The organism is Mycobacterium sp. IS-1556, assembly GCF_001499985.1.
In the GTDB taxonomy this organism is placed as follows: domain Bacteria; phylum Actinomycetota; class Actinomycetes; order Mycobacteriales; family Mycobacteriaceae; genus Mycobacterium.
Genome location: NZ_LQIM01000012.1, coordinates 46,536 through 68,239, shown reverse-complemented (window position 1 = coordinate 68,239; position 21,704 = coordinate 46,536). Strand labels below are relative to the sequence as shown.

Annotated in this window: 15 protein-coding genes; 7 read left to right on the top strand and 8 right to left on the bottom strand. The window is 66.0% G+C overall.

The window, feature by feature from the left end; genetic code table 11:
* Nucleotides 1–19 precede the first annotated feature (19 nt).
* The 3 genes from AU187_RS09600 to dnaE all read left to right on the top strand — a co-directional run bounded on the left by AU187_RS09600 (nt 20) and on the right by dnaE (nt 4,527).
* Nucleotides 20–652, top strand: a complete 633-nt coding sequence (locus tag AU187_RS09600) for a TetR/AcrR family transcriptional regulator (RefSeq protein WP_231740330.1) — start codon at nt 20–22, stop codon at nt 650–652.
* Between the two features lie 47 nt (nt 653–699).
* Nucleotides 700–906, top strand: a complete 207-nt coding sequence (locus AU187_RS09595; protein WP_059100037.1) for a hypothetical protein — start codon at nt 700–702, stop codon at nt 904–906.
* Nucleotides 907–981: 75 nt separating this feature from the next.
* Complete coding sequence (gene dnaE / locus AU187_RS09590; RefSeq protein ID WP_059100038.1) at nt 982–4,527, top strand: DNA polymerase III subunit alpha; 3,546 nt, start codon at nt 982–984, stop codon at nt 4,525–4,527.
* A gap of 3 nt (nt 4,528–4,530) precedes the next feature.
* Here dnaE and AU187_RS09585 read toward each other — a convergent pair whose 3' ends face one another.
* Genes AU187_RS09585 through AU187_RS09575 form a run of 3 tightly spaced genes read right to left on the bottom strand, consistent with a single transcriptional unit; the run spans nt 4,531 to nt 7,551 of the window.
* Nucleotides 4,531–5,214 (bottom strand): hypothetical protein, encoded by a 684-nt coding sequence (locus AU187_RS09585; RefSeq protein ID WP_231740331.1) that lies wholly within the window; start codon nt 5,212–5,214, stop codon nt 4,531–4,533.
* Between the two features lie 28 nt (nt 5,215–5,242).
* On the bottom strand, nt 5,243–6,781 hold the full coding sequence (locus tag AU187_RS09580) for a sensor histidine kinase (RefSeq protein WP_059100040.1): 1,539 nt from the start codon (nt 6,779–6,781) through the stop codon (nt 5,243–5,245).
* Complete coding sequence (locus AU187_RS09575; protein ID WP_502687750.1) at nt 6,778–7,551, bottom strand: response regulator transcription factor; 774 nt, start codon at nt 7,549–7,551, stop codon at nt 6,778–6,780. Before AU187_RS09575 ends, AU187_RS09580 begins: the two co-directional genes overlap by 4 nt.
* A 301-nt stretch (nt 7,552–7,852) precedes the next feature.
* On the opposite strand from AU187_RS09575, the gene AU187_RS09570 reads away from it, so the two are divergent.
* Both AU187_RS09570 and AU187_RS09560 read left to right on the top strand, forming a co-directional pair.
* On the top strand, nt 7,853–10,186 hold the full coding sequence (locus tag AU187_RS09570; protein ID WP_059100042.1) for a SulP family inorganic anion transporter: 2,334 nt from the start codon (nt 7,853–7,855) through the stop codon (nt 10,184–10,186).
* Between the two features lie 590 nt (nt 10,187–10,776).
* Nucleotides 10,777–11,190 (top strand): SRPBCC family protein, encoded by a 414-nt coding sequence (locus AU187_RS09560; protein ID WP_059100044.1) that lies wholly within the window; start codon nt 10,777–10,779, stop codon nt 11,188–11,190.
* On the opposite strand, the gene AU187_RS09555 is transcribed toward AU187_RS09560, so the two are convergent.
* Nucleotides 11,187–11,417 carry a hypothetical protein gene (locus AU187_RS09555; protein ID WP_059100045.1) on the bottom strand — a complete coding sequence of 77 codons (231 nt, stop codon included), beginning with the start codon at nt 11,415–11,417 and terminating at the stop codon, nt 11,187–11,189. The two genes, AU187_RS09560 and AU187_RS09555, sit on opposite strands and share 4 nt — an antisense overlap.
* An 87-nt stretch (nt 11,418–11,504) precedes the next feature.
* Here AU187_RS09555 and AU187_RS09550 point away from each other — a divergent pair, with 87 nt between their 5' ends.
* Both AU187_RS09550 and ilvA read left to right on the top strand, forming a co-directional pair.
* Complete coding sequence (locus tag AU187_RS09550; protein WP_059100046.1) at nt 11,505–11,942, top strand: nitroreductase family deazaflavin-dependent oxidoreductase; 438 nt, start codon at nt 11,505–11,507, stop codon at nt 11,940–11,942.
* 29 nt (nt 11,943–11,971) lie between these two features.
* Nucleotides 11,972–13,252, top strand: coding sequence for a threonine ammonia-lyase IlvA (gene ilvA, locus AU187_RS09545; protein WP_059166658.1), 1,281 nt, complete (start codon nt 11,972–11,974; stop codon nt 13,250–13,252).
* Here the strand turns inward: ilvA and treZ are convergent.
* Genes treZ through sucT form a run of 4 tightly spaced genes read right to left on the bottom strand, consistent with a single transcriptional unit; the run spans nt 13,240 to nt 21,698 of the window.
* Nucleotides 13,240–15,018: a malto-oligosyltrehalose trehalohydrolase gene (gene treZ, locus AU187_RS09540; RefSeq protein WP_059100048.1), complete on the bottom strand. Its 1,779-nt coding sequence runs from the start codon at nt 15,016–15,018 to the stop codon at nt 13,240–13,242. The genes ilvA and treZ overlap by 13 nt on opposite strands.
* The gene (gene treY / locus AU187_RS09535) at nt 15,011–17,332 is read right to left on the bottom strand and encodes a malto-oligosyltrehalose synthase (protein WP_059100049.1); all 2,322 of its coding nucleotides are present in this window, start codon (nt 17,330–17,332) and stop codon (nt 15,011–15,013) included. Before treY ends, treZ begins: the two co-directional genes overlap by 8 nt.
* A gap of 11 nt (nt 17,333–17,343) precedes the next feature.
* Complete coding sequence (gene glgX / locus AU187_RS09530; RefSeq protein WP_059166771.1) at nt 17,344–19,521, bottom strand: glycogen debranching protein GlgX; 2,178 nt, start codon at nt 19,519–19,521, stop codon at nt 17,344–17,346.
* On the bottom strand, nt 19,521–21,698 hold the full coding sequence (gene sucT, locus AU187_RS09525; RefSeq protein ID WP_059100050.1) for an acetyltransferase SucT: 2,178 nt from the start codon (nt 21,696–21,698) through the stop codon (nt 19,521–19,523). The genes glgX and sucT overlap by 1 nt, the downstream gene beginning before the upstream one ends.
* Between the last annotated feature and the right edge of the window lie 6 nt (nt 21,699–21,704).

The following is a 21,704-nucleotide window of genomic DNA, read 5'->3' as shown; positions in this document are numbered from 1 at the left end:
ACGAGGTCGGGGACGCCCGGTGGGCGCCGACTCGGCGGTGACCCGGGCGGCCATCCTGCGGGCGGCCCGCGCGGTGATCAACGAACGTGGTTACGAAGCGGCGACGTTTCAGGCGATCGCGATGCGCGCCGGGATCAGCCGGCCGACCATGCACTACTACTTCGCGACCAAGGAAGAGATCTATGACCGCCTCCACCGCGAGGCGTACTCGGTCGTCTCGGGAGCCATCGCGGCCGCGAGGCTCGAGGAAACGCTGATGAAACAGCTGGCGGCCTTCACAGCCGCTGCGCGCGAACTGGATTGCCCATACGGCTCGACGATGCAGTTCCTCATCACCTCGCTGTTGGAACAGCACCGCCACCCCGGGCTACGGCGCAGCGGAGCGACGGTCGCCGAGGCGGTGACGGGGTTCTTCGTGTGGATGGTCGACGATGCCATCCGCCGGGGCGAGATCGGTGAGGACGTGGACGGCCCGGCGGTGGCCAACATGCTGTCGGCATTGTTCTGGGGTGTGGAACTTTTCGGCGGCTTCCTGGGCGGTTCCGACGGCGTGTCGGGCATTGCCAAGCAACTGAACAGGCTGTTGAGCCAAGGTTTGCTCAAGCAGTCGCCGGCGCCGGTCGGCGTGTCGGCGAACGGCCTCGCGATATAGGGAAACACCCGATTCCTCCCGGGCGTCCGGGCAATAACGTTCGAGGCATGGATGGCTTTTGGTTCGCGGTCATGGTTGCGGGCCTCGTCACGGCGGGCGTCCTCACCCAACTTGGCTGGCAGCTGCCGACGACTGCGGAAGCCAGGCGAGGCCTGGAGCGCGTGCGGTCACGCATCGAAAACGCCCGTCCGTTCGGTGGGCGGGTCGCCACGCGAAGAGTGGTCGAGGCACCCGACCTGCCGAAGCCCTTGTAGCCGCGCAGCACCGGTGAAGACACGCATCCCGACACGCCGAGGACTGTCGGGGCGCGGTCATAGACTGGCCTCCCTATGAGCCCTTCGGATTCGCGGTCGTTCGTGCACCTGCATAACCACACCGAGTACTCGATGCTGGACGGTGCCGCGAAGGTCAAGCCGTTGCTCGCCGAGGCTCAGCGCCTGGAGATGCCCGCGATCGGCATGACCGACCACGGAAACATGTTCGGCGCCAGCGAGTTCTACAACGCCGCCACCGAGGTGGGGATCAAGCCCATCATCGGCGTGGAGGCCTATATCGCGCCCGGTTCTCGATTCGATACCAAGCGCATCCTGTGGGGTGACCCGGGCCAGAAGGGCGACGACGTCTCCGGCAGCGGCGCCTACACCCACATGACGATGGTCGCCGAGAACGCGACCGGACTGCGCAACCTGTTCAAGCTGTCGTCGCTGGCATCGTTCGAGGGTCAGCTGGGCAAGTGGTCGCGCATGGACGCCGAGCTGATCGCCGAGCACGCCGCGGGCATCATCGCCACCACCGGTTGCCCGTCCGGGGAGGTTCAGACCCGGCTGCGGCTCGGCCACGACCGCGAGGCGCTCGAAGCCGCCGCGAAGTGGCGCGAGATATTCGGGCCGCAGAACTTCTTCCTCGAGCTGATGGACCACGGGCTCGACATCGAGCGCCGGGTCCGTGAGGGGCTGCTCGAGATCGGGCGCAAGCTCGACATTCCGCCGCTGGCCACCAACGACTGCCACTACGTCACGCGCGACGCCGCGCGCAATCACGAGGCGCTGCTGTGCGTGCAGACCGGCAAGACGCTCTCAGACCCGAACAGGTTCAAGTTCGACGGCGACGGCTATTTCGTCAAAACGGCCGCGGAGATGCGCGCGCTGTGGGACGACCAGGTGCCCGGCGCCTGCGATTCCACGCTGTTGATCGCCGAGCGGGTGTCGTCCTACGAGGACGTGTGGACGACGCGTGACCGGATGCCGGTGTTCCCGGTGCCCGAGGGCCACACCCAGGAGTCCTGGCTGCGCCACGAGGTCGCCGCCGGGTTGGCCGGCCGGTTTCCGTCATCGCAGGTACCGCAGGAGTACACCGACCGCGCCGACTACGAGATCAAGGTCATCTGCGACAAGGGGTATCCGTCCTACTTCCTCATCGTCGCCGACCTCATCAACTACGCGCGCTCGGTGGACATCCGGGTCGGGCCGGGGCGCGGGTCGGCGGCGGGGTCGCTGGTCGCCTACGCGCTCGGCATCACCAACATCGACCCGATCCCGTACGGGCTGCTGTTCGAGCGGTTCCTCAACCCCGAGCGGGTGTCGATGCCCGACATCGACATCGACTTCGACGACCGCCGCCGCGGCGAGATGCTGCGTTACGCCGCCAACAAGTGGGGTAGCGACCGGGTCGCTCAGGTCATCACGTTCGGCACCATCAAAACAAAGGCGGCGCTGAAGGATTCGGCTCGCGTGCACTACGGCCAACCTGGCTTCGCGATCGCCGACCGGATCACCAAGGCGCTGCCGCCGCCGATCATGGCCAAGGACATCCCGCTCTCGGGCATCACCGACCCGGATCACGAGCGGTACAAGGAAGCCGCCGAGGTCCGCGGGCTGATCGATACGGACCCCGACGTTCGCACCATCTACGAGACCGCGCGCGGGCTGGAGGGCCTGGTGCGCAACGCGGGTGTGCACGCCTGCGCGGTGATCATGAGCTCCGAGCCGCTGATCGACGCGATTCCACTGTGGAGGCGCCCGCAGGACGGCGCGGTGATCACCGGATGGGACTATCCGTCGTGCGAGGCCATCGGCCTGCTGAAGATGGACTTCCTCGGCCTGCGCAACCTGACGATCATCGGCGATGCGCTGGAGAACATCAAAGCGAACCGGGGCATCGAGCTCGATCTCGAGTCGGTTCCGCTGGACGACAAGGCCACCTACGATCTGCTGGGCCGTGGCGACACGCTCGGGGTGTTCCAGCTCGACGGCGGGCCGATGCGCGACCTGCTGCGGCGCATGCAGCCGACCGGGTTCGAGGACGTCGTCGCGGTGATCGCGCTGTACCGCCCCGGCCCGATGGGGATGAACGCCCACAACGACTACGCCGACCGCAAGAACAACCGGCAGGCGATCAAGCCGATCCACCCCGAACTCGAGGAGCCGCTTCGCGAGATCCTCGCAGAGACCTACGGGCTGATCGTCTACCAAGAGCAGATCATGCGGATTGCGCAGAAGGTCGCCGGCTACTCGCTGGCCCGAGCAGACATTCTGCGTAAGGCCATGGGCAAGAAGAAACGTGAAGTCCTGGAGAAGGAGTTCGAGGGTTTCTCCGACGGAATGAAATCCAACGGCTTCTCCTCCGGTGCCATCAAGGCGCTGTGGGACACGGTGCTGCCGTTCGCCGACTATGCGTTCAACAAGTCGCACGCCGCGGGGTACGGCCTGGTGTCGTACTGGACCGCGTATCTGAAGGCGAACTTCCCCGCCGAATACATGGCCGGGTTGCTCACCTCGGTCGGTGACGACAAGGACAAGGCCGCGGTGTACCTGGCCGACTGCCGCAAGCTGGGCATCACGGTGCTACCGCCGGACGTCAACGAGTCGGGGCTGAACTTCGCCTCGGTGGGCGAGGACATCCGCTACGGCCTCGGGGCGGTTCGCAATGTCGGCGCCAATGTCGTTGCCTCGCTTATCAACACACGTACCGAGAAGGGGAAGTACATCGACTTCTCCGACTACCTGAACAAGATCGAGATCGGTGCCTGCAACAAGAAGGTCACCGAGTCGCTGATCAAGGCGGGCGCGTTCGACTCGTTGGGACACCCGCGCAAGGGCCTGTTCCTGATCCACACCGACGCCGTCGATTCCGTGCTCGGCACCAAGAAGGCCGAGGCGATGGGGCAGTTCGACCTGTTCGGCGGCGCCGACACCGCCACCGACGCGGTGTTCACCATCAAGGTGCCCGACGAGGAATGGGAGGACAAGCACAAACTCGCGCTCGAACGCGAGATGCTCGGCCTCTACGTGTCCGGCCATCCGCTCAACGGCATCGCCCACCTGCTCGCCACCCAAGTCGACACCGCGATTCCGGCCATTCTCGACGGCGACATTCCCAACGACACGCAGGTGCGGGTCGGCGGAATCCTGGCCTCGGTGAACCGACGGGTCAACAAGAACGGGTTGCCTTGGGCCTCAGCGCAATTGGAGGACCTGACCGGCGGCATCGAAGTGTTGTTCTTCCCGCAGACATACTCGACGTTCGGCGGTGAGATCGCCGACGATGCGGTGGTGCTGATCGGCGCGAAGGTGGCGATCCGCGACGACCGGATCTCATTGATCGCCAACGACCTTGTGGCGCCGGACTTCTCCAGCGCCCAGCTGAACCGTCCGCTGGCGGTCAGCCTGCCGACGCGGCAGTGCACCGTGGACAAGGTCACCGCGCTCAAACAGGTGCTGGCCCGCCATCCCGGCACGTCCCAGGTGCACCTGCGGTTGATCAGCGGTGAGCGGATCACCACGCTGGAATTGGATGTGTCGCTGCGCGTGACGCCGTCGTCGGCGTTGATGGGCGACCTCAAGGCGCTGCTCGGGCCCGGCTGCCTCGGCGGCTGACAGTCACCCCAAAACGTTCACCGCCCTGGCGATCACCAGTCCAGCCGTCGACAGCGCCACCATGGCTTGCACCGTCATCATCATCTTCGCCCACCGCGCCAGCGGCATTGTGTCGGTCGGGGAGAACGCCATCACGTTGGTCACGCTGACGTAGAGGTAGTCCAGGAACGTCGGACGCCAATCCGGCCTCGTCACTTCGGGATTGGTCATCTGCGGAAAGAGGAAGTCGGGATACGGGCACTCGCCGGCGTGCCGCGCGAACGGCCCGCCCCGGTCCAGTTCCCAGTACCAGATACCGAACACGATGACGTTCGTGATGAAGATCGCCGCGCCGCTGCCGAGCAGTACGGCCGCATCGTTTCGGACGGCTCCGGTCAGGATGCTGATGTCGAGCAGGACCGCCGAGACGGTGTTGTCGACGGTGATCGCCGCCAGCAGTGCCCAGGTCGCATACCTGCCGAACCGCGTTCGGCGCGACATCAGCAGAGGGTTGATCGCCAGCAGCGCGAGCAGCAGCAGCGCCTCCAAGGTCAGCAAGGGCCAGCGGGGGACGAGGGTATAGCTCTTCGGGATGGCGACCTGCAGCGCCATGGCGGCCACCACGGCGAGCACCACGGGCATGGTGCTTTCCGGATCGCCGCGCCGCAGCCACGCAGGCAAGCGGTGCTGTTCCGGTGGCGAGTTCACCACACAATTGTGGTGCGCCGCCATGAAACTACGGAGTCGCGACACGCTCCGGGTCGGTCGCGCGAGGCGCAACGACACCGGGCAGCACTACGGTGAATGTGGTCGAGCCGGGCGCGGACTGTACCGATACGGAGCCGTTGTGCGCCTGGGCGATTGACGCGACGATGGCAAGGCCCAGGCCAAGGTTGCCGAACTCGCGGGAGCGGGACTTGTCGGCGCGGACGAATCGGTCGAACAGGTGCGGCAGCAGTTCACTGGGAATGCCGGGACCGTCGTCGTGCACCACCAGCTCCACCCGGGCCGAGCCGGTGTCATCGACACGACGTGCGACGGTCGTCGTCACCGTGGTGCCGGCCGGGGTGTGGTCGACCGCATTGGTCAATAAGTTGCTGAGCAGCTGGTGCAGCCTCGCGCGGTCGGCGAGAACCCAGATCGGATCGTCGGGCAGCACCAGATGCCAGTTGTGATCGGGTGACGAGACCGTGATGTCGCTGACGGCGTTGGTGGCCAGGTCACTGAGGTCGACGTCCTCGGTCAGTAGATCCTGCCGTTCATCGAGGCGGGATAACAGCAGTAGGTCGGCGACCAGCGCGGACATCCGGTTGGACTCGGCTTCGATTCGCGCGAGCGCATACTCCGTGGTCTCGGGCAGCTGGGCGCTGTCCTGCCGAGTCAGCTCGGCATAACCGCGGATTGCGGACAGCGGGGTACGCAACTCGTGGCTGACGTCGGCGAGGAACCGGCGCATGTTCCGGTCGGACTCGGCGCGTTTGGCCAGCGCGGAGTCGACATTGGCCAGCAACCGGTTCAGGGCGCGGCCGACTATGCCGACTTCGCTGTCCGGGTCGGTGTAGGCGTCGTCGACCCGGATGTCGATGCGGTTCTCCGGACTCGCCAGCGGCAACTTCGCCACGCTCGCCGCGGTCGCCGCGACCCGGCGCAACGGACCCAGGGCGTAGCGGACGGTCAGCAGGGTGCCTACCGCGATGACCAGCAGCGCGGCGAGGACCAGGAGGACAGTGCTGACGATTCCCCGAGCGACCGCCTGGTCGGTGGGACGCAAGCTCACCGCAGCCACCAACCAATCGGTGCTGTCGATGGCCATGCCCTGCAGCCGGTAGCGGCCGAGTTCGCCGAGCTGCGCGTCGAACGGCGAGCCGTCGTGGTACCAGTCGATGCTTTCGATGGCAGAGATCGCGTCGGGCGGTGCAGGTTCTGGCTCGTCGTCGGTGAAGATCGCGGAGCCGGCGACCTTTCCGTTTCGAACGACCGCAATCAACGAACCCACCGGTTGACCGGTGAAGCGGATCAGCGCATGGGGGCCTTCCACGCCGAACAATTGCGGATGCGTCTCGGTGTAGGACAGCTTGGTGTACGAATGCCTCAGTGCCGCCAGCGAATTGGCCAGACGCTCGTCAGTGAGGTCGTAGGCGTAATCGCGCAGACTGATCAGGTGCAGCACACCCATGACCACCATGACGACGCCGACGACGCTGGACAGGCCGAGAACAAGCCGCCGCCGCAGGGTCCGCGGGATCCACCATCGCGCTCGCCTGGTCGGTGTCACGACGGAGGTCGGAGCATGTACCCGATGCCGCGCACGGTGTGAATCATCGGCTCCCGGCCGCTGTCGATCTTCTTGCGTAGATACGAGATGTAGAGATCGACAATGCTGGTTCTGCCGTCGAAGCCGTAGTTCCACACCTGGTCGAGGATCTCCGTGCGGCCGATGGCACGACCTGGATTGCGCATCAGGTAGCGCAGCAGTTCGAATTCTGTTGCGGTCAAATCGATTGCGGTTCCGTCGCGGGTGACGGTGCGGCTGGCGCCGTCGAGCGTCAGCTCGCCGACCGTGATCTCGTCCTGCGGGGCAGTGGCGGTGTACTGGGCACGCCGCAGCAGACCGCGGATGCGCGCCACAAGCTCCTCGAGGCTGAACGGCTTGGTCATGTAGTCGTCTGCGCCCGCCGTCAACCCCGCGACCCGATCGGCCACCGAATCACGGGCGGTGAGAAACAGTATCGGGGTGTAAGACTCCGATTCACGCACCCGCTGCAGAATCTGCATACCGTCGAGGTCGGGCAGCATGATGTCCAAGATCAGCACATCCGGCGCGGACGCGTTGAACTTGGCAACGGCATCTTCGCCGTTGTGGGCGATGTCGACCTGCCAGCCCTCGTAATGCAGGGCCATCTTGACCAGGTTCGTCAGCGCCAGTTCATCGTCGACCAGGAGCACTCGGATGACCGAACCATCGGCGCGATAGATCCGCGGCAGTTTCCCCAAGATCGCTTGGCGGTGTGGAGGCGGCCGGGTCGGTTGCGATGTCATGGTGATACTTCCCTTGATACAGACGGCATACGAGGGTGGCAACAAATTCATATCCCGCGCATATAAACGGAAATTCATCGCATCGCAACGCCGAGTTGGTTTAGCCCCCAACATATATGCGTTCGGTATGAAGGACGACGATCTGCTTGCCGTGCACCGGGCACGTTTCTAGCGTGGCTCTTGGTGGACGACGGCGTCTACCCATTTGAACTTCGCATATCGCCTTTGGCCCATGGAGATTCGTTTCGCCGCGGCTGGCTGATGGGGCGCTCACTGAAACGACTTTGGAAATGGACGGGGATTGCCGATGAGTAATGGCCAGCAGGTGGATGTCGTGGACCGACCGGTCGGCGATGCGCCCGCGCCGCCGGAGGCGAACCGCTGGCGGTCCGTGTTGCGCTACGACGTGCCGGCGTCGCTGGTGGTGTTCCTGGTCGCTCTGCCGTTGTCGCTCGGTATCGCGGTGGCCTCGGATGCGCCGGTGCTCGCCGGGTTGATCGCTGCGATCGTCGGCGGAATCGTGGCCGGGGCCCTCGGCGGATCGCCGCTGCAGGTCAGCGGGCCTGCCGCGGGGCTGACGGTTATCGTCGCCGGGCTGATCGGGCAATTCGGATGGGCAGTGACATGCGCGATCACGGTCTGCGCCGGCGTGCTCCAGGTGCTGTTCGGGCTGAGCCGCGTGGCGCGCGCGGCGCTGGCCATCTCACCGGTTGTGGTCTACGCGATGCTGGCCGGGATCGGCGTCACCATCGCCTTGCAGCAGGTACACGTGCTGCTCGGCGGCGAATCGAAGAGTTCGGCGCTGACCAGCATCACCGAGCTTCCAGCGCAGTTGTTGAACGTCGAAGGTGCGGGTCTGGCTCTTGGCCTCGCTGTCATCGCCGTGCTCGTGTTGTGGCCGCGCGTTCCCGGGCCCGTCGGCAAGGTGCCTGGACCGCTGGTCGCGATAGTCAGCGTGACCCTGGCTTCGGTGGTACTTCCGCTCGACGCCCCGCGGATCGCGATCGACGGCTCGCTCCTGGACGCGCTGCAATTGCCTGACCTGCCCGACGGAAACTGGGGCGCCTTCGCCGTCGGCGTGCTCACCGTGGCACTGATCGCCAGCGTGGAGAGTCTGCTGTCGGCGGTGTCGGTGGACCGACTGCATGGCGGGACGCGAACGAACTTCGACCGGGAAATGCTCGGCCAAGGCAGCGCCAACATCGCGTCGGGCGCGATCGGCGGACTGCCGGTCACGGGCGTGATCGTGCGTAGTTCGACCAATGTCGCCGCCGGTGCCCGCACCCGAGCGTCGGCGATCTTGCACGGTGTGTGGTTGCTGTTGTTCGCGCTGCCCTTCGCCGGCCTCGTTCAGCAGATACCGTCCGCGGCACTGGCTGGCCTGCTGATCGTGATCGGCCTCAAACTCGTCAAGTGGCCGGAGATCAAGACGGCCCACCGCACCGGCGACTTGGCGATCTACCTGGTCACCATCTTGACTGTGGTGTTCGTCAACCTGCTCGCCGGCGTGCTGATCGGGCTCGCCCTGGCTGTCTTGCTGGTGCTGTGGCGGGTGGTGCGAACGCGGATCCGCGTCGACCACACGGGTGACGACCACTGGCGCGTCGTCGTCACGGGCTCGCTTACGTTCCTTTCCCTGCCGCAACTGACGCGGAAGCTGGCGGCCATCCCCTCGAGTGCCACGGTGACTCTCGAGCTGTTCGTGGACTTCCTCGACCATCCGTGCCAGGAGTCGATTGCCCACTGGCAGCGCCAACACGAGGCCGGGGGAGGCACCGTGCACATCCACGAGCTAGGACCCGTGGACATGAACAGCGCCCTGCACGGTCCCCCGGAACGTGCACTCAGGTCGCCGTCCGACCACCTGGCCGGCGTGCTGCCGTGGAGTTCATGGCAGCGAGACGGCGCTGCGAACGTCAACGGTGACGCAGCGAACGGGTCCAGGGCCAGGGGAGGCACCGTCAACGGCCACGGAACCGACGGAGCGCCGCCGTTGATTCTCGACGGGCTGGCCGAATACCAGCGGCGCACCGCGCCGGTGATTCGGCCGCACCTACGAGAGCTGGCCCACGCTCAGCGACCCGAGACACTCTTCATCACCTGCGCCGACTCGCGCGTGGTACCGAACGTGATCACGTCGAGTGGCCCGGGCGATCTGTTCACCTTCCGAAACGTCGGCAACCTGGTGCCCGCGGATCGCAGCGACGCCTCGGCAGAGGCGGCGATCACGTTCGCAGTCGAGCACCTCGCCGTCTCGTCGATCGTGGTGTGTGGGCACTCCAGCTGTGGAGCGATGACGGCGTTGTTGTCGGCACCCACGAACGGATCGGTGCACAAGGGCGGCGACGATCCACTGAGTTCGTGGCTGAGACACGGTCGACACACCGTCAACGCGTTCCGCGGCGGCGACCACCCGGTTGCTTGGTCAGCGGCTGCTGCCGGGTTCTCCGCAGTCGATCAACTGAGCATGGTCAACGTGGCGGTCCAAGTCGAGACGCTGCGCCAGCATCCGATTGTCGAGAAGGCTTGCCGCGAAGCCGGCTTGCAGGTCTTCGGCCTGTTCTATGACATCGCATCCGCAACCGTACTGAGGGTCTCGGCCACCGAGGTCGAGACGTTGGCTTTCGAGCCAAGCGCCTGAGCCCGAGCGGCCTGCCGCCGCTTTTCCTGCCAATAATATGAGCGCACATATATGAGAATTCATATATGTGCGCTCATATATGTGCGACAAATGAATCCATGGCCATTCTTGCATACCGCCCCTAGACTTTAATTATCGGTGAATTCTTGATTAAGTCGGAGGGCTGAAGTGAACATCAAGCGGGTAGCGATTGCGTCGGCTGTCACGGCCGCCGCGATGGCAGCGGCACTGACCGTCGGGAGCGGGCCGGCCGTCGCCGCGCCAACCGGACCGTCGGCGAATGAAACCATCGCCAGGCTGCAAGCCGAGGGCAACAGGGTCGTCGTCAACAAGGTTGGCGCCGGGCAAGATTGCTCCGTCACCTCTGTCCAGACGGTGCGCACCCCTGCGCCACCGGCGCCCCGCGGCAGGACAATGGGGGGCAACCCCCAGATCGGCAACCCCTTTCAACAGCACCCGCCCACTGTGCATGTCGGGGTCAAGTGCAGCTGACCGCATTCTTTTTTGCCGTCGAGTGTGAGCTTATTTCACGCCTAAAGAAGAAAAGCGTGCATTGATCCAACACTCGGCGCATAATTGACCGTGAACATATGGAGTCGCGACACGTAAGCATTTGGATCAACGGCACGCCGGAAGCGGTCTACGAGTTCGCCGCTGACCCCCGGACGTGGCCGCGGTGGGCTGCGGGACTCGCAGCGGGTGGCCTTCGCCAGACGGCGGAGGGCTGGGTGGCCGACTCACCGATGGGTGAGGTGACCGTGGAGTTCGCCCCGCCGAATGAGTTCGGCGTGCTCGACCACGTCGTTCGCCTGCCGACCGGGGAAGCGGTCTACAACCCGATGCGTGTGCAACCCGGCGGTGTCCCGACGGACTCTGACGAATCCCGCTGCGAGGTGGTGTTCACCGTGCGCCGCCGGCCGGGCATGACCGACGAGGAATTCGACGCCGACGTCTCGGCGGTAGCCGCCGATCTGGCGACGCTGAGGAAGTTGATCGAAGACTAGAGGCGTGTGGAGCAGAGCGCGCTGAACACCATCCAGGTGACCGTGCCGACCGCCGCACCGGCGAGCACTGCGGTGGCCGCGGTAGCGGTCGCCACGCCGACCACCAGCGCCACCACCGCGCCCAGCGCGAGGGCGATGAGCTTGTATGCCGGCCACGGCACTCCGGCAACGTTCACCTCGCACGCGGCGCGGGCGGCCGTGGAGCGGAAGTCACCGGCAGTTGTCATAGAACCACGATAGCTCGTAATCAATGTTTCGGCCAGCCGAAACACCGGATCAGGTCACCGGATTTTCGGCCGGTCTAAGCTGGTGAGATGCCACTTTCCGGAGATTATGAACCGAGCCCGTGGGATTGGGTGCGCGACCACGCCGACACGATCATGGAGTCCGGCAGCACCGACGGCGTAGAGATGAAGGGCAAACCCATCATCCTGCTGACCACGATCGGGGCTAAAACGGGCAAGATCCGCAAGACGCCGTTGATGCGTGTCGAGCACGACGGCCAGTACGCGGTGGTGGCGTCGCTGGGTGGTGCTCCGAAGAACCCCGTCTGGTACCACAACATCAAGGCTCATCCTCGGGTGGAGTTGCAGGACGGCGCGGTGACCAGGGAATACGAAGCGCGCGAGGTCACCGGTGACGAGAAGGCCCTCTGGTGGAAGCGTGCCGTCGACGCCTGGCCCGACTACGCCGAGTATCAGCAGAAGACCGAACGCCAGATCCCGTTGTTCGTGCTGACCCCGATTAACTGAAAACCGCAGGTTGGTGGCACCATTGACCGGTGTCCGCTGAACTGAGCCAGAGCCGGAGAATGTCGCCGCTGACCGCGGCCGACGTCGATGAGGCTGCTCAGCGAATTTCGGGCGTGGTGCTGCGCAGCCCACTGCAGACCAGCGACCGGCTCTCGGACGCCACCGGCGCGACCGTGTATCTCAAGCGCGAGGACCTGCAGCCGGTGCGGTCGTACAAGTTGCGCGGCGCGCACAACCTGCTGATGCAGTTGTCCGCCGATGAACTGGCCGCCGGTGTGGTGTGCTCGTCGGCAGGCAACCACGCGCAGGGCTTCGCGATGGCCTGCCGGTCCATGGCGGTCCGCGGCCGCGTGTACGTGCCCCGCAAGACGCCCAAGCAGAAGCTCGACCGCATTCGGTTCCACGGCCGCGAGTTCATCGAGTTGATCGTCGTCGGCAGGACGTACGACGAGGCCGCGGCCGCCGCGTTGGCGGATGTCGCCCGCACCGGTGCGACGCTGGTGCCGCCCTACGACGACCTGCGCACGATGGCCGGCCAGGGCACGATCGCCGCCGAGATCCTCGACCAACTCGACGAGGAACCGGATCTGGTGGTCGTTCCGGTCGGCGGCGGCGGATGCATCTCGGGTATCACCACGTACCTGGGCGAGCGGACGAGTCGCACCTCCGTGCTCGGCGTGGAACCGGCGGGCGCGGCGGCGATGATCGCGGCGCTGGCCGCCGGCGAACCGGTCACCTTGGACCATGTCGACCAGTTCGTCGACGGGGCGGCGGTGAACCGCGCCGGAGCGTTGCCGTACGCGGTGCTGGCGGCGGCGGGCGACATGGTCTCGATGACCACGGTTGACGAGGGCGCGGTGTGCACCGCAATGCTCGACCTGTACCAGAACGAGGGCATCATCGCCGAGCCCGCGGGCGCGTTGTCGGTGGCCGCATTGATGGAGACCGACATCGAGCCGGATTCGACTGTGGTGTGCGTGATCTCGGGCGGCAACAACGACGTTTCGCGGTACGGCGAGGTGCTCGAGCGCGCGCTGGTGCACCTCGGGCTCAAGCACTACTTCCTCGTGGACTTCCCGCAGGAGCCCGGGGCGCTGCGCCGCTTCCTGGATCAGGTTCTCGGCCCGAACGACGACATCACGTTGTTCGAGTACGTCAAGCGAAACAACCGCGAGACCGGAGAGGCGCTGGTCGGTATCGAGCTCGGGTCGGCAGCGGACCTCGAAGGTCTGCTCGAGCGGATGCACGCCTCGGAGATCCACGTCGAGGCGCTGGAGCCGGACTCGCCGGCCTACCGCTACCTGCTCTGAGTGGGCGAGGACTTGACGACGGCGAACGAATGCCCCTCGAGCCGTGTGCTTTCGGCCTCGACCGCGGGATCGCCCCAGGCCAAAACCACCTCGCCGGTGACCGGCACCTCGACGGAATCGCCACCCAGGTTGCAGGCAATGGCATATGCGCCGCGGTGCATCACGATCCAGCGTGCGCCTTCGTCGTAGTCGATCCGCAGGTTCGCCAACCACGGATCGGCGAAATCAACTTCTCTGTGCCGCAACGCGATCAGCCCGCGGTACACCCGCAGCAGTCGAGCGTGATCATCGTCGTCGATCTCATCCCAGTTCAGCTTTGAGCGAAGAAAGGTTTCGGGGTCTTGGGGGTCGGGGATCTCGTCGGCATCCCAGCCGTGCTCGGCGAACTCGCGCTTGCGTCCTTCGGCGGTGGCCCGCGCCAGTTCCGGCTCCGGATGCGAGCTGAAGAACTGGAACGGCGACGACGAGCCCCACTCCTCACCCATGAAAAGCATTGCTGTATAGGGAGATCCGACGGCCAACGCCGCCTTGACGGCCAATTGGCCGGACGTCAGGTTCTGTGACGGGCGGTCGCCCGTCGCGCGGTTGCCCACCTGGTCGTGGGTGAGGGTGTAAGCCAGCAGGCGGGTGGCCGGAATCGTGGCGGTGTCCAACGGCCGGCCGTGCCTGCGGTGGCGGAACGAGGAGTACGTGCCCGCGTGGTAGTAGCCGTGTTTCAGCGTGGTGGCCAGCGCCTCCAGCGTACCGAAATCGTGGTAGTAGCCCTGCCGTTCACCCGACACCGCGGAATGGATCGCGTGGTGGATGTCGTCGTCCCACTGCGCGGTCATCCCGAGGCCCCCTCGATCGCGCGGCGTGATGAGCCGCGGATCATTGAGGTCGCTCTCGGCGATCAGCGACAGTGGCCGACCCAACCTTCCTGCGAGAGCATCGGTTTCGGCCGACAGCTCTTCGAGGATGTGGATCGCCGTCGTGTCCACCAGCGCGTGCACCGCATCCAAGCGCAGGCCGTCTGCGTGGAAGTCGCGCATCCAACGTAACGCGCAGTCGATGATGTAACGACGCACCTCGTCGGCGCCGGCGTCGGCGATGTTGATCGACTCGCCCCACGGATTGCTGCCCGAGGACAGGTACGGCCCGAACCGCGGCAGATAGTTACCCGATGGGCCCAGGTGGTTGAACACCGCGTCGATCAGCACGCCAAGCCCGCGCCGATGGCAGGCGTTGACCAGCCGTACCAGGGCGTCCGGCCCGCCGTAGGGTTCGTGCACCGCGTACCAGAGCACACCGTCATAGCCCCAGCCGTGGGTGCCGCCGAACGCGTTCACCGGCATCAACTCGACGAAGTCGACGCCGAGATCCACCAGGTAGTCCAGCTTTTCGATCGCGGAGTCGAACGTCCCCTCGCGCGTGAAGGTACCGACGTGCAGTTCATAGATCACCTGGCCCTCGATCGAGCGGCCCGGCCACTCCTCGTCGGTCCACGCGTCGGGCGCCGGCTGCCACAGTTGTGATCGGGCGTGCACGCCGTCGGGCTGGCGCGGCGAGCGCGGATCGGGAAGCACGGTCGGGTCCTGGACATCAAGCTGGTCGAGCACGAAGCCGTAGCGCGCGTCGGGCCTGGCCTCGACCGCTGCGCGCCACCACCCGTCGCCGGAACGGGTCATGTCGTGCAGTGTGCCGTCGACGTCCAGCCGTACCTGCTGCGGCAGCGGCGCCCACACACTGAACGCCGTCGGCCGAGCCGACGATCCGGTCTCAGCCATCGGCGCGCTCCAGCAGTGCGACCGGCAGCTCAGTGAACAACTCCGCGGCCTGCACTCGGCCGCTGTGCCGGCGGCCGCTGATCCGGTCGGTCCACTCGCCCGGCGGCAAGGCCAACGAGGTGTCGCCCCAACCCGTTTCGGACAGTCGAACCGAATGCCGGGTGACCGCGGTCAGCACCTCGTCGCCACGCCGGAAGGCCAAGAGGTGCTCGGCCGCGGCGCCGTCGGCCAGCATCGGGGTGTAGCCGCCACCGCAGAAGGTGGTCGGCCGGTCCCGTCGCACCGCCAGCGCCGCCGCGACGACCCGCAGCTTCGGATGGCGCGTCGCGCTCAGCGCATCACGGCGCGCCGCGTAGTCGACGGGCCTGCGGTTGTCCGGATCGACGAGGCTGTCCTCCCATAGTTCGGTGCCCTGGTAGATGTCGGGAACGCCGGGCACGGTGAGTGCCAGCAGCTTCTGGCCGAGCGCGTCGCTGCGGGCATGCAGGTCCAGCCGGTCCACCAGCGACGTCATCTCGGCGGCGACGGGACCGTCGAGCACGGCGTCGAGCCATGTATGCACCGCTGTCTCGAAGTCGTCGTCCGGGTCGTTCCAGGTGGTGTGCACCGCGGCTTCGCGGATCGCCTTCTCGGCGTAGGCATGTATCCGCCGGCGTAGTTCGTCGGTGATCTCGCCGTCGACGGGCCACACGCCGAAAAGGTTCTGCCAGAGGAAAAGTCCGGTGCCCGCATCCGGCGGCGGGGCGGTCAACGTCCACTTGCCGATGAGCTCCGCCCACAGCGACGGCACCTGCGAAAGGAGCCCGATGCGCGCGCGCACGTCTTCACCGCGCTTGGTGTCGTGGGTGGTCAGCGCGACCATGGCGGTCGGCCACATTTGGTCGCGCACCGCGGCTCGCTGGTGGAACTCCGCGACGCTGACGCCGAAGTGGTGTGGTTCGGCACCGACTTCGTTGAGCGAGACGAGCCGCGCGTCACGGTAGAACAGGCAGTCCTCCATCGATTTCGCGGTCGCCGCGCCGCACAGCTGCTGCAAGCGCACCTCGGTTTCCGTGCTCACCGCCAGTGCCGCCGCGATCACCGACAGCGGCCGTGCCAGATCTGGTTCGGCCGAGGCTGTTTCGGCGAGTGCACTGGGCAGCACACCGGACAGCGACCGGTAGTCGGATCGGTAGACCGCGATGCGGCTGAGCAGTGCCGCGATCGCGGCGGGCAGATCGTCGTGGTCGGTGCCGGTGGCGGCGACGATCGTGCGGCGCAGCCGGGCCAGTTCGCTGCGTAGGGTGTCGGTCACCGCGTGGGCCTTCAGCTTTCGCGCCAGTGCGGGCATGTCGTCGTAGGACTCGCCGGTGGAGTCGAACAGGTCGGTCAGGGCTTGCTCGCCCGTGGAATCGAGAAACACCCCGCCGATCTCTCGCATCGCGTCATACCCGGTGGTGCCGTCGACGGGGAGGGTCGGTTCCAGCGGCTCGTCGGCGGCGAGGATCTTCTCGATGACGATCCAGGCTTCCGGCCCGGTGAGCTCCCGCAGCCACGTGAGATAGCCGGCCGGGTTCGACAGCCCGTCGGGGTGGTCGATGCGGATCCCGTCGACCAGCCCCTCGTCGAACCAGCGCTTCACCTCGGCGTGGGTGGCGTCGAAGACGGCACGGTCCTCCTGGCGCAGGCCGGCCAGCGATGTGATCGAGAAGAACCGGCGGTAGCCGCAGATCCCGGATAATCTCCCCGTCGCTTCGCTCGCACCGGCGCGCCAGCCGATCAGGTGGTAGTGCTGGCGGTCGTGCACCTGCGGGCCGGTGCCGTCACCGGTGCCCGGGGCGATCGGGTAGACGAGTTCACCGAGGCGCAGCACCGGTTCGTCCCCGCTGTCGTCGACCACGAGATCGCTTGCGTCGTCGTCGGAGCCCAGCACCGGCAGCACGACGCGCCCACCGTCGAGATCCCAGTCGATATCAAAAAAGGAGGAGAACGACGAATCCCGGCCGTGCTTGAGCACGTCCCACCACCACGGGTTCTGTCGCGGTTTCTCCACCCCCACGTGGTTGGGCACGATGTCAACAATCAAGCCAATGTTCCGTTTGCGAGCCGCTCGCGACAACCGCGAAAACCCCTCGGCGCCCCCGAGTTCGGCCGACACCGTGGTGGGGTCGGTGACGTCGTAGCCGTGCGTGGAGCCGGTCGCGGCGGTGAGGATCGGCGATAGATACAGGTGCGACACTCCCAGCGCCGAAAAGTAATCGAGCAAGTTCTCGGCGTCGGCGAAAGTGAAGGCGTCACCGCGCATCTGGAGGCGGTATGTCGACGTAACCGGCATGATCGAGAAACTCAAGCCGTCTTACGCATCACCAGCAGCGAGCGCGCAGGCAGCGCGATCTTCTCGCCGGCCTTCGCGACCAAGTCGGTGAATCCGGTGGCGTCGGCGGTGTCCAGCGCCGCGGTCCACTCGTTGGCGTAGCTGCTCGTCGGGGTGACGAAGTCCTGCGGCTGGTCGTGGGCGTTGAAGCACAACAGGAACGAGTCGTCGACGACCCGTTCACCGCGTTCGTTCGGGGCCGAGATGGCGTCGCCGTTCAAGAACACCGCCACGCACTTGCCCAGACCGGTGCCCCAGTCCTCGAGCGTCATCTCCTCGCCGGCCGGTGTCAGCCAGGCAATGTCGCGGACCTGGTCGCCGCTGCGGATCGGTTTGCCCTCGAAGAACCGTCGCCTGCGGAACACCGGATGTTCCCTGCGCAGCTTGGTGACCTTGCGGGTGAACTCGAGCAGGTCGGCGTTCGTCTCACACAACGACCAGTCCACCCAGGAGATCTCGGAGTCCTGGCAGTAGACGTTGTTGTTCCCCCGCTGGGTGCGGCCGATCTCGTCGCCGTGCGAGATCATCGGCGTGCCTTGCGACACCATCAGGGTGCCCATGATGTTGCGCATCTGCTTGCCGCGCAGCGCCAGGATGTCCGGATCGTCGGTGGGCCCTTCGACACCGCAGTTCCACGACCGGTTGTGGCTCTCGCCGTCGCGGTTGTCCTCGCCGTTGGCCTCGTTGTGCTTCTCGTTGTAGGACACCAGGTCGTTCAACGTGAAGCCGTCGTGGCAGGTGACGAAGTTGATGCTCGCCGATGGCCGGCGACCCGTCGCTTCGTAGAGGTCGGAGGAACCGGTCAGCCGCGATGCGAACTCGCCCAGGGTTGCGGGCTCTCCCCGCCAGTAGTCACGCACAGTGTCGCGGTACTTCCCGTTCCACTCCGTCCACAAACCTGGGAAGTTGCCGACCTGGTAACCGCCTTCGCCGACGTCCCACGGTTCGGCGATCAGCTTCACCTGGCTGACGACCGGATCCTGTTGCACCAGGTCGAAGAACGCGCTCAAGCGGTCGACGTCGTAGAACTCGCGGGCCAGCGTGGCGGCCAGGTCGAAGCGGAACCCGTCGACGTGCATCTCGGTCACCCAGTAGCGCAGCGAGTCCATGATGAGTTGCAGGGTGTGCGGGTGGCGGGCGTTGAGGCTGTTGCCGGTGCCGGTGAAGTCCTTGTACAGGCGAAGGTCGCCGTCCAGCAGTCGGTAGTAGGCGGCGTTGTCGATGCCGCGGAAATTCAGCGTCGGGCCGAGGTGGTTGCCCTCGGCGGTGTGGTTGTAGACCACGTCGAGGATGACCTCGATGCCGGCCTCGTGGAATGACCTGACCATGGTCTTGAACTCGGCGACCGCGCCGCCCGCGTTCTTGGTGGCCGCGTATTCGTAGTGCGGCGCGAAGAAGCCGAAAGTGTTGTAGCCCCAGTAGTTTCGCAGTCCGAGGTCGACCAGCCGGTGATCGTGCAGAAACTGGTGCACGGGCATCAACTCGATCGCCGTCACGTTCAACGACTTGAGGTGGTCGATGATCGCCGGGTGACCGAGCCCCGCGTAGGTGCCCCGCAGCTCCTCGGGAATGCCCGGGTGCCGCTGTGTCATTCCCTTGACGTGGGCCTCGTAGATGACCGTCTCGTGGTACGGCGTACGCGGCGGGCGGTCGGACGCCCAGTCGAAGTACGGATTGATGACGACGCTGGTCATGGTGTGGCCCAGCGAATCGATGCGTGGCGGCGTGCCGCCCGTGGCGAGATCGTCGGCGGTCAGGTCGTAGGAGAACAACGCCTGGGAGAAATCGAAGTCGCCGTGGAATGACTTGCCGTACGGGTCGAGCAGCAGCTTGCTCGAATCGCACCGGTGTCCGGCCGCCGGGTGCCACGGGCCGTGCACGCGAAAGCCGTAGCGCTGGCCCGGCGTGACCGTCGGCAGATAGCAGTGCCAGACGTAGCCGTCGACCTCCTCGAGGTTGACCCGCTCCTCACGGCCGTCCTTACCGATGAGGCACAGCTCCACCCGGTCGGCGACCTCGGAGAACAGCGAGAAATTGGTGCCCGCGCCGTCGTAGGTGGCGCCGAGGGGATAGGAGGTTCCCGGCCAGACGGTAGGCACCGAGCCCCCTCGTCTTCCTCGCCGGCGCGACGCCGGCTCGCCGGAGGTCATCAGCCGGCCCACCAACCGGTGATGGCGGCGATCTGGCGGCCCAGCTCCGGGGCCATCGTGCGCATATACGTCTTCGAGATGTGGTGAGCGTCGTGGTATAGCAACACGTTTCCCTCCACCGCCCGGCAGATGTCCTTGCGGCACACCGCGTTACTCATGTCGAGTGGCTTGAGCAACGGGAACCGTTCGACGAAATCGAGTGTGGGATTGTATTCCGACAGTACGTCGGAACGTTTCGTTCCGCAGGAGATGGCGTCGCCGCCGTCGGCAAGACAGTCGGCGGCGAAGAACGGCTCCCCGTTGCGAACCAGCCATGGCGTGTCGCGCATGGCGAGGATCGGAATGTTGTTGTCGGACAACTCCTGCCAGATGCCGATATACGTGCCGGGCATCACATCGCCGGCTCTGATGTTCCACGGCCGTGTCGAGGTGGTGAAGACGTAGTCCGGCCGGTCGGCGACCAGCTTGGCCATCACGCGCTCGTTCCACTCATGGCACTTCGGGTACGGGCGGTTGTCGCCCATCACCAGCGGAACCTTCTCCGTCGTCAGCGGGCACCCCATCTTCAGGTAGGTGACCACCTTGAAGTGGTGTCTCTTGCCCAGGAGGTCCAGCGCGGTGATCCAGTGCTCGGCGTGCGAACCGCCCGCCAGTGCGATGGTGCGCCTGGCGTTCTTATCGCCGTATGCGCAGTTGATCACGTCGACGTTGTCGAAGTCGCTGATGCACCCGTCTTCGGTAGTCTGCGGCAGGTCGTTCTTGGCCTCGAGCACCGTCGGGCGCATCGGCAGTTTCGGCACCTTCGCCTTCGCCAGTAACGCCGCGGCGCCCGGATAATCCTGCGATGAAAGGCCAAGGAGCTCTTCGCCATTCGTGCGCTGGATGAGTACATGCTCGCGCCAGCCGAACGACGTCACGGTCAGCGCCACACCCAACAACGCGACCACGGAGCCCAGCACCACCGTCGGCCTGCGGCGCCGACTCCTCGATTGCGCGACAGCGGATGAAGCCCCCGTGGACCGGTATCGCAGCGGGTTCTCGACGTACTTGGTGGTGAGCCACGCCAACGCTCCGGAAACCAGCAGCACCACCGCGCCCTCGACGAAGGTCGCGCGGCTGTGTCCGCTGTAGGACAGCCAGAAGATCAGCAGCGGCCAGTGCCAGAGGTATAGCGAGTACGCCATCGCGCCCAGCGACACGAACGGCGCCGTCGCCAGCAGGCGGTTGGGCAGCGGCATCCGCCCCGCGGTGTGCGGGTCGGCCACCCGGTTCGCTGCGGACAGGATGAACAGCATGGTGGCGCCGACCGGAACCAGCGTCCACGGGCCGGGGAACTCCTTGACGCCGTCGATCAATGCGCCGCACGCCAGGATCGCCGCCAGCGCGATGACCGCGGCCGTCGTCCGTAGCCACATCGGCCAGCGCAGGTGCGATACGAGCGCGCCGACCAGGGCGCCGAGCAGTAGCTCCCAGGCTCTGGCGAAGCTGTTGTAGTACGCGGTGGCCTGGTCGGCGTTGTGCGCGAAGATCGCGTAGACGAACGACGCCACGGTCAGCACGCCGAGCAACGTCAGGAATGCCGGCCGCATGTGCCGACGAAAGACCCGCCGAAACAGCAAGGCGGACAAGAAGATCACCGCGAGGAATGCGATGTAGAACTGGCCCTGCACCGACATCGACCAGATGTGTTGCAGCGGGCTGACCGCCTCACCTGCTCGCAGGTAATTCGATGCGGAGTTCGCCAGCTCCCAGTTCTGGAAGTAGCCGAGGCTGGCCAGGCTCTGATCTGCGAACGTCTCCCAGCGGGTCTGCGGCTGGATCAGGATGGTCAGCACCGCCGAAGCCGCCAGCACCACCACCAGCGCGGGCAACAGCCGGCGGACCAGCCGGGTCACCTCCGGAACGGGCCACAGCGAGGCGCCCGGCGTCATCGCGGTGCGCAGCAGTCGCCCCCCGAAGAAGAAGCCCGACAGCGCAAGGAACACATCGACCCCGCCGGAAACGCGACCGAACCACACATGGAAGACCGCGACGAGCGCGATCGCGATGCCGCGCAGCCCGTCGAGATCGTGCCGGTATGACGACGATGCGCGGGCACCGCTCGAAGTTTTCCCGGCACGCGACGAGGGGCCCGGGTAAGCGACGGGCGCCGGCCGGGGAGGGGCGAGGGTCATCATGGTCGA